This window comes from Psychrobacter sp. (assembly GCF_035469765.1).
GTDB lineage: Bacteria > Pseudomonadota > Gammaproteobacteria > Pseudomonadales > Moraxellaceae > Psychrobacter.
The window spans coordinates 1-7,253 of sequence record NZ_DATIRM010000187.1; the positions used below are offsets into that span (position 1 = coordinate 1).

At 41.8% G+C, this 7,253-nt stretch carries 7 protein-coding genes; 2 read left to right on the plus strand and 5 right to left on the minus strand.

Annotation, left to right across the window (positions count from 1 at the left end):
- Positions 1–1,762, minus strand: a 1,762-nt coding sequence (locus VLN09_RS05370; RefSeq protein ID WP_325244397.1) for a ComEC/Rec2 family competence protein, incomplete at its 3' end; no start/stop codon positions are given.
- A gap of 305 nt (positions 1,763–2,067) precedes the next feature.
- Between VLN09_RS05370 and VLN09_RS05375 the strand changes: the two genes are divergently transcribed.
- Positions 2,068–2,643: a DUF2062 domain-containing protein gene (locus VLN09_RS05375; protein WP_325244399.1), complete on the plus strand. Its 576-nt coding sequence runs from the start codon at positions 2,068–2,070 to the stop codon at positions 2,641–2,643.
- A gap of 15 nt (positions 2,644–2,658) precedes the next feature.
- Here VLN09_RS05375 and VLN09_RS05380 read toward each other — a convergent pair whose 3' ends face one another.
- The 3 genes from VLN09_RS05380 to VLN09_RS05390 all read right to left on the minus strand — a co-directional run bounded on the left by VLN09_RS05380 (position 2,659) and on the right by VLN09_RS05390 (position 4,994).
- Positions 2,659–2,967: a hypothetical protein gene (locus tag VLN09_RS05380; protein ID WP_325244401.1), complete on the minus strand. Its 309-nt coding sequence runs from the start codon at positions 2,965–2,967 to the stop codon at positions 2,659–2,661.
- Between the two features lie 66 nt (positions 2,968–3,033).
- Complete coding sequence (gene lolD / locus VLN09_RS05385; protein ID WP_325244403.1) at positions 3,034–3,714, minus strand: lipoprotein-releasing ABC transporter ATP-binding protein LolD; 681 nt, start codon at positions 3,712–3,714, stop codon at positions 3,034–3,036.
- Positions 3,715–3,758: 44 nt separating this feature from the next.
- A complete protein-coding gene (locus VLN09_RS05390) occupies positions 3,759–4,994 on the minus strand; it encodes a lipoprotein-releasing ABC transporter permease subunit (RefSeq protein WP_325244406.1) in 1,236 nt (411 codons plus the stop codon).
- A gap of 449 nt (positions 4,995–5,443) precedes the next feature.
- Between VLN09_RS05390 and VLN09_RS05395 the strand changes: the two genes are divergently transcribed.
- Positions 5,444–6,412, plus strand: coding sequence for a hypothetical protein (locus VLN09_RS05395; RefSeq protein WP_325244408.1), 969 nt, complete (start codon positions 5,444–5,446; stop codon positions 6,410–6,412).
- A gap of 91 nt (positions 6,413–6,503) precedes the next feature.
- On the opposite strand, the gene VLN09_RS05400 is transcribed toward VLN09_RS05395, so the two are convergent.
- On the minus strand, positions 6,504–6,809 hold the full coding sequence (locus tag VLN09_RS05400; protein WP_325244410.1) for an SCP-2 sterol transfer family protein: 306 nt from the start codon (positions 6,807–6,809) through the stop codon (positions 6,504–6,506).
- Between the last annotated feature and the right edge of the window lie 444 nt (positions 6,810–7,253).

The window sequence follows — 7,253 nt, forward strand, 5'->3', positions numbered from 1 at the left end:
GTACAATAATCCAGCCAAATAAACCAATGGCGAATATATTAATAAATAATCCCCACAGAGATACTTTGCCAAATAGCAATAAAGTCACAGGTAGTAGCGCGAAAAACAGCCAACACTGTAATTTGAATAAGCGCGTAAAGTTGTGCCACAGACGTTCTAATAATTTATGGTAAGAAGTGAGGGATTTGTTTGATGCTAATGGCTGCTTTTCTGAGCCATCTTCATATTTAAGCAATAACGCCACGGCAATAAATGACAACCAATACCCAGCTTGCCATAGTACATAGGGGTCATGCCATGCCATCAACACTGCTAAGGCAAATAATACGCGCATGGTACTGACGGGCAATAAAGTTAGCCTTGTCAGACCGATTGCCAGTAACATCCATGCGGTACGAGCAGCAGGTACATCAAACCCTGTAAATAATGCATAAATAAAAGCGGCACAAACCATCACCCACCAACGCACATGCCAGCGCGGTATATGACGATATAATGTTGGATAAAATCGATTGAGTAATGATACCACCATGCCAGCTAGCACAATCGCTAAGAATAAAACATGCGTCCCTGATATCGCCAATAAATGTGAGATACCCGCCAGCTGATATAAATCCTTGGTCTCACGACTGACCAAGCTGCGATCACCGGTCAGCAAACTTAACGTGACCGCTTTTGCTTGTTGCTCTACAGCTGTATTTGCCGCCCAATCTTGATAGAAATGCTGGCGTAGTCGCCAACGTCCTTGGTCGATTGCAGTACGTATACGTGTTAAGTATGAATCAGTAAAGAGTGCTTGTGGCGCTTGGTGACTAAATGGCAACACCGAGCTACTGGTAGCAAGTATATTGGCAACGCCATCGATATGCCGACCGCGTAACCAGCGATAACTGTCAAACCCTGATGGATTGTTCAGTACTTGCTCCGAAGTAGCTAGCGGCGCAAGGGTCACGGTCATAAACAGTGTATCGCCCGGCTGCAGATGATTTAAATCGGTTATTTGGTTTTGCTTAGCGGCTTTTTTGGATTTTCTCTTCGTGCTCTTTTCAGAGGATGATTTAGCAAGCTGTTTAGCGGGCTTTTTTGGATAAGCATTGAGGAGTACGCGGTATTCACTCGCTTGAATACTATTTTTATCTGATCTATTTTCACTTAGGTTGTTTTTATTTGAGTTATCTTGGTTTAAAGACTGGAAGTGTAAATCTCGATACTCTATATCACTATTACTTAGGCTATTATTTACCCCTGCTCCATACTCTGCTGCGACTTTATCTAAGTCTTGCATGGTCAGCTCAGAGACCAAGGGCGATATTTGACTGATAGTCGCTACTTGTCGATAACCCGTATCGTTCGTAGCATCATAGACACTATCACTGATACCTTCGATATGAACCAGCGCTTGCACACGAATAGGTTCAGTAATTTTCGTGGCTTCTGCTTGTTGATAACTTACCAGCGCTTGTATACCACTGCCAACAACCAGTGTGATTGCCAATAGCATGACTGATATAAAATAGATAATACGAACAGCAAATGTATGCTGATGCGATAATTTTTTAGCAGGATTAATAGTATTAGCTGACGGTATATGCAACTGGCTTATTACCATAAAAACAAGAGTAATAAGCACAAGTATAAAGATGAGAATAGGCGTATTGGTACTATTCAACAATAGCGAATATATTGGCATCGGCATACTATCGGCAACTGCCAAAACGCCCATCATAGCAATGATGATAAAGCTACCTATGACCCAATACACCGGCGCTCCTTGCTTAGGGTGTTAAACCATATATAAAAGACAATGAAGAGTGCGCGGCACCTTTTTTCGTACTTGTATTGGTGCTTTAATATGGGTGCTTCAACATTGAAGACGGCCATATCAAGCCATGGCATTTATCCGGATATTACCCTATACTGACTAGAAAAACTAGAATGGTGATTACCTAATGTTCTTTTCGCGTTTTTCTAATAGTATTCTTATTTATAATTTCATTAATAACATGACTGCATACTAGCCCATCAATATGATTGAGCGAGCTGTAGACAATGCATAAAGGCGATTCTGTGCCAAAAAAACGTCTAAAAGACCTACTGCCCACTTCCGAGAAAGTGTTAGAAAGTCGCACATTAAAGCTGTTTGCGCCGCAACTTGCTGACCCGCGCTTGTGGCATTTTAATCGCCATAGCTTAAATAAAGCCGTTTATATCGGGGTGCTAAGCGCCTTTTTCCCATTGCCGGGTCAGATGTTATTAGCATTGATTGGCGCGCTAATTTTTCGTGCCAATGTTCCGATGGCACTTGGTTTTACATGGATTACCAATCCGCTCACTACTCTACCGGTATTTTATGCTGGTTACTATATCGGTGCCAAAATTCTTGATCTGCCGATGATTAGCCTGCGCACGATTGGCAGAATGATATCTGATCTTAGTTTATGGATTATATCCGATGGTGCCAACCCCTTTATTACTTTTAAAGGTACGGTCTCTTTGACGGCATTCTGTTTGGGTTTGACTATTTTAGCCATTATTACGAGCATTGTATGCGGCTTAGCGTTTAAAACCATTTGGCGCTATAAGACGGTAACCAGTTGGCAAAAACGGCAGAGTAGCTACTCAGATGAGCCGCCCGAACTTTAAATCCTACTGACCTTGTTACTCGTCATCTTTATTGTTTTCGATAGCGTTTAAGACATTGTCAGTCAGCTTATTATCCATCACAAAAACCTCTACCACTTCTTCATTTTTCAGCAATACATAACGCTTGCCCGTCGCGCTATCCTGAGCCTTTAAATCAAAATCGACACCCGCTAAAGTGATATGGTCGAATACAGGCGAGAGCAGATTTATTTGTGCCTGTTTATCAAACGTATCAAATAACGCGGTATCCATATAAGACTTTAATGGCTCATCGCCTTCTTCAATACTGCCAAAAGCGACAATCGGGTCGTCATTTTTATTCATTAAATTCATCCTTATTTGACATTTAACAATCCGGCGGCTATCTTGCCGCCTTTATTGTCTTATATTTTAATAATTTTCCCAATGACCATTACGTAATAACAGCTGACGATCAGCAAGCGCCGCCAAATTTCGATCATGAGTGACCATTAATAGTGCCGTTTGCATGGTGCTTTGTAGCTCTGACAACAATCCAAATACGCTTTGGGCATTGTCATAATCCAAGTTACCCGTAGGCTCATCTGCCAAGATAAGCGACGGCTTGGTGACCAAAGCACGCGCAATCGCCACACGCTGACGCTCACCGCCTGACAACTCACCCGGCCTATGCGCCAAACGATGCTCAAGACCAACACTGTTTAAAATATCAATAGCTTGTTGACGCGCTTCAACCGTCGATACTTCTGGGCGCATCAGTAGCGGCATCGCAACGTTTTCAACGGCAGTAAATTCAGCCAACAGGTGGTGAAACTGATAAATAAACCCCAAATGTTTATTTCGCATCGCACCACGTTCGGTCTCATTCATACTATTTAACAACTGACCGTGCAGCCAAACCTCACCGCTGGTTGGCGTATCAAGCCCACCAAGTAGATGTAACAAGGTGCTTTTTCCTGAGCCACTGGTGCCAACGATCGCGATACGTTCACCAGCATTGACCGTCAAATCCAAACCCGTCAATACTTGGGTGCTGACAGCGCCTTCGTCGTATATTTTATTGATATTGGTCGCTTTTAAGATAGCAGACATAATGCATCCTTTATTTTATTTATAACGGCATTAACGCCTGTAGATTACTCGTAACGCAACGTTTGCGCAGGCTGAATTTTAGCCGCTCGGCGTGCAGGATAAATGGTTGCCAAAAAGCTCAGTATAAATGACGCACTAGTAATCAACACCACATCTGCTAAACGTAGCTGTGATGGCAGATAGTTCACAAAATAAGCATCAAATAAATTTAGCCCAAAGCTATTATTGATAAAGCCCAAAATATCACTGACTGTCAGTGCAAATATTACGCCCAATATCGTACCTGCAATGGTACCGATAAAACCGATGACCACACCTTGTACCATAAAGATCTGAGTAATCAAACGCGGCGACGCGCCAAAGGTTTTTAAGATAGCGATATCTGCTTTTTTGTCCGTCACTAGCATGACCAAACTTGAGACAATATTAAAGGCTGCCACGAGGATAATTAAGAACAGCAGCAAGCCAACCATGGCTTTTTCCATTTGAATAGCACCAAACAGATTGCCATGCGTCTGGGTCCAGTCGCTAGGATATAACTGCTCTGGCGCTATCGCTGACGCTTTTTGCGCTGCCATCGGTGCATTAAAGATATCATGAAGCTTCATACGGATACCCTGCGCGCCCTCTGGTAAACGTAATAGCTTTGCTGCGTCGCCCATTGGAATAAATGCCATGAGACTGTCAACTTCCGGACTGATAGCAAATACACCGGTCAAGGTAAAACGCTTAAAGCGCGGTATCACACCTGCAGGCGATGGCGACGCTTCTGGCAGCACCAAAGTGACCTTGTCACCCACTTGTAGCCCTAACGATTGCACCATGCCTTCACCAAGCACAATACCGAATTCGCCATTTTTTAGCGTATCAATATCACCCTCTATCATGTGTTCATTGATGATAGAGACATTTTTCTCATATTCAGGGTCAACGCCTGTGACCATGATGCCGGCTACCTGACCATTTGAGGTCAACATGCCTTGCAACTGGATAAAAGGCGCGACCGCAACCACTTCTGGATCTTCTTTAATCTTTTCCGCGACTTGTTTCCAATCACCGATAATCTCGGTTGATGTGACAGTCGCTTGCGGCACCATACCCAAAATACGAGTTTTTAGCTCACGATCAAAGCCATTCATGACCGATAGAACCGTAATCAATACCGCCACACCAAGCGTTAGACCAATCATCGATATCAGCGAGATAAAGGAGATAAAACCATTACTACGCTCTGCTCGGGTGTAACGTAAGCCGATAAATAATGCTAAAGGACGAAACATATTCAAACTCTTTATCTTATCTACGTGCGACTTTATGTAGGTTACAAAACAAATAGCAGCAACTGCGTCACACTTTTGCAATTGCCACATAAACATATCAATCGAACAAAAAAATAGGGTGTAAGACAAGCCAAATGTGGCTGTCAAAAGGGAGCTAGTTTGACACAATTTGGCTGATAGGTGCCAGTCATTCGCGCAAACTGCCCAGATTTTATAATAAAAATTGGGGTTTTATGATTATTTTTTATAACAGACTTGCTATTCTCTGTGTCTATACCTATATATTGTATGCTAAGGACAATTGTCATTAACCCCTCATTGTTGTTTGTTGCTTCTTTACTGACGATATTGCTGACTATCACAAAGCCATGTTTTAAAATGGTGCTTGTTGCTCAGCAATCCCAGTTTCAGACCCAAACCTCATGGCTGACTTAAGTTTGAGTATCTTCATGACTATTAATTATCAATATAAAAATATCCAATCTCCTACCAAAATCACTTTAACGGCTGAGCAATCAGCTGGTCACGCTGATCACTGGAGTATTCTGACCGATGACATGAGTCATGATGTACCGGAATGGTTACAAAAGATGATTGAACAAGCAGCCATGCCAAAAGGGCTCAATAGCAATGTCAGCGCCAAAGACAGCTGTTTATTGCTATCTGAAGACCAGCCATGCCATATCAATCAAGTGCTGGCGATGAAGGATGGCAAGCCTGAATGCTTTATAAACGCTTACCCTTGTGTCGATAGCCCTTATGGGTTGAGCTGTAAAATTGAGCGTATGATTGTCAATGATAACTCACATGACGCGGTATTACGCTTGCGTACCACTGACGGCAGCATCATTTACGCTTTTGATCAGCTATATACGGCTAATCGTCATCTATATCAACGCGATACGGCTTATTTTGTCAATTTTAGCGCATGGGCACATGAGATTAAGCTCAGTGAAAAAAATGAAGTCATCAAGGTAGAAGACCAAGAAGCGATACGCTATCACCGTGCCTTTAACGATATCGTTGCGGCAAACGACGGAAAAATGCCTGATGACTTACAAGAACAAATCAAAAAATGGCAACCAGAAACAAAAGAGCAAATGGCGCCGGTAGAAATTAATCTGGGTCATATGTGTGCGTATTTATTCGGTGATACGTTAGGACAAGAAGATGAAGCTTGGTGTCAAGGTCAGGTACTTGGCAAGCAGGAAACATTATTTAATGGTAATACGATTATCTTGTTTGATGTTGTAGTATTGCGTGAGCAAGATGCTGACCCATTTGTGATACGTATTGGTGCGCTTAAAACCGCTGAGACAGCTGCTATTCAGGTACATGACTATGTACAAGCAAACGTCTGGCTACAAGCGGCTATTTATAAAGAAAATCAGCAAGCAGCACAATCAAAAGCCAGCTAAATAGCGTTAGTCCCTTATCTGAAAACAAAAAGCCCCTAATATAAATTAGGGGCTTTTTGTTGATATGAATACGATTAAGGAGCTAACAACCTTAAGCCATTGTAGTCATGGATTTAATACGAGTATACAATTCTTTTTGCTCAGCACTTGGGCGAGCAGTTTGTACTGCCATCAATTGTGACATATCGCCTTCGACACGAATTTTACCACCCATAAAGGCACCCATGATTTCATTGGTGTTGAAATCAGTGATGATAGATTGCAGGATGCTGCGATCCAATAATAAAGTAGTTGTCGCATCATTGCTCAGGCCACGGTGTAACAAACCATCAGCAAAGTTTGCTTCGATATCTTTTTCAGTATCAGAGACGTTAAGAATCACAAGCATATTAGACACTGCAGGTGGTCAGTTTAGCTCGGCGGCTTCTTGTCCCATTTTCTCTACTTGCTCAAACCACTCGTCTGTCAAAAAAACTGCCATATTATTATCCTTAATACCTATTGTTAGTGATCAGTGCTAGGTTAGCGCTTTATACATCTTAACCTAACGCCTATTTGAATGAAAAAAGCACTATTACTGACAGTGCTCAGACTATCAGAAAGTAGCTATCCCATATAGTAAACACTTTATTATTTGTGTTGCTCAGCTTTATTATAAGATGCGACTTTACAATAAATAGAACCTGTTTGTAGAGCGAATAATACAATTGTTACAAAATCTTAGTAATCATTTGTTTTATCAGCCTAGTCAAACTATTGTTTTTAATCTCTAGAATAGCGGTTAAATTGAGTATAAAATAGGTCAACAATGCAGCAATAATAAGTTGCTTGCGAAGATTTT

Excerpts from the sequence above, each read along its gene's own strand:
- VLN09_RS05380 (WP_325244401.1), bottom strand. The coding sequence starts at position 2,967 with ATGAATAAAAATGACGACCCGATTGTCGCTTTTGGCAGTATTGAAGAA.
- lolD (WP_325244403.1), bottom strand. The coding sequence starts at position 3,714 with ATGTCTGCTATCTTAAAAGCGACCAATATCAATAAAATATACGACGAA.
- VLN09_RS05390 (WP_325244406.1), bottom strand. The coding sequence starts at position 4,994 with ATGTTTCGTCCTTTAGCATTATTTATCGGCTTACGTTACACCCGAGCA.
- VLN09_RS05395 (WP_325244408.1), top strand. The coding sequence starts at position 5,444 with ATGACTATTAATTATCAATATAAAAATATCCAATCTCCTACCAAAATC.